This window comes from Streptomyces sp. UH6, assembly GCF_013421635.1.
Taxonomy (GTDB): Bacteria; Actinomycetota; Actinomycetes; order Streptomycetales; family Streptomycetaceae; genus Streptomyces; species Streptomyces abyssomicinicus.
Genome location: NZ_JACADT010001308.1, coordinates 1 through 1,259, shown reverse-complemented (window position 1 = coordinate 1,259; position 1,259 = coordinate 1). Strand labels below are relative to the sequence as shown.

The following is a 1,259-nucleotide window of genomic DNA, read 5'->3' as shown; positions in this document are numbered from 1 at the left end:
GCTCCGGGTCCGCGGTCAGTCGCCCGCGTGGACGGCGCGGTGGGTCTTCGCCAGTTCGGTGTAGTGGGCCGCGTTCAGCTTGAGCCCCTCCCGCTCCTCCTCGGTGAGTTCCCGCCGCACCTTGGCGGGCACGCCGGCGACCAGGGAGCCCGGCGGCACCCGCATCCCCTGCGGCACCAGCGCCTGCGCGGCCACCAGTGAACCGGCGCCGATCACCGCGCCGTTGAGCACGGTGGCCCCCATGCCGATCAGGCAGTCGTCCTCCACGGTCGCGCCGTGCACCACCGCGTTGTGACCGATGGAGACGCCCCGGCCGATGGTGACCGGGAAACCCGGGTCGACATGGAGCGTGCAGTTGTCCTGGACGTTGCTGTCCTCGCCGACGACGATCGGGCCCGCCTCCGACCGCAGTACCGCGCCGTACCAGACGCTCGCGCCCCGGCGCAGCGTCACCTCGCCCAGCAGGACGGAGGTGGGCGCCGCGTAGGCGTCCTCCTCCAGGACCGGTTCCTTGCCGCCGATGCCCGCGACCAGCGCCTCGTGCGCCATTGCCCCTCCTCGTGGTGGCTGTTCCCCGGCACGCTATGCCACCACGGCTGGGGTGAAGATCACAGGTCCCCGGCACGACCGCCGTGGCGGGGCCTGGTTACCGTGAGCGGGTGCCCCAGAGCCAGAACTCCCTCACCGCGTGGCGGCGCCGACTGGTGCAGCGCGGCGTCCACGCCGTCTGGGCGTGGGCCCAGCGCGCCGGATCGGTCTCCGCCGAGCAGCCGGGCCGGCTGCGGTTCCGTGCCATCGGTCCGCACACCAAGCTGGCCTTCCCGCTCGGCACAGTCTTCGGGGAGCCCTGGATCGAGATCGGCTCCTACTGCATCATCGCCGAGCAGGTCACTCTCACCGCCGGCCTGATGCCCGATCTGGACCTCGGTGCAGAGACGATTCTGCGCATCGGGAACGGGGTGGTCCTCGGCCGCGGCAGCCACGTGATCGCCGACACCACCGTCTCGATCGGTGACGACTGCTACTTCGGGCCGTACGTCTACGTCACCTCCACCAACCACTCCTACGACGACCCGCACCAGCCGATCGGCAAGCAGTGGCCGCGCGCGGAGGCGGTGGAGATCGGCCCGGGCTGCTGGATCGGCACCGGGGCGGTGATCCTTCCCGGCGCGCGGATCGGGCGCAACGTGGTGGTCGGCGCGGGGTCGGTGGTGCGGGGCGTGGTGCCCGACCACGCGGTGGTCGTCGGCGCGCCCGCC

The 1,259-nt window shown here is 72.4% G+C and carries 2 protein-coding genes; one reads left to right on the top strand and one right to left on the bottom strand.

The genetic code is table 11. From position 1 onward, the window contains the following. Positions 1-15 precede the first annotated feature (15 nt). A complete protein-coding gene (locus HW445_RS31495; protein WP_180224182.1) occupies positions 16-549 on the bottom strand; it encodes a gamma carbonic anhydrase family protein in 534 nt (177 codons plus the stop codon). Between the two features lie 110 nt (positions 550-659). On the opposite strand from HW445_RS31495, the gene HW445_RS31490 reads away from it, so the two are divergent. After that, the coding region (locus HW445_RS31490; protein WP_180224181.1) for an acyltransferase at positions 660-1,259 on the top strand (600 nt) is incomplete at its 3' end.

Coding starts and splice junctions, on each gene's coding strand:
- HW445_RS31495 (WP_180224182.1), bottom strand. CDS start 549: ATGGCGCACGAGGCGCTGGTCGCGGGCATCGGCGGCAAGGAACCGGTC.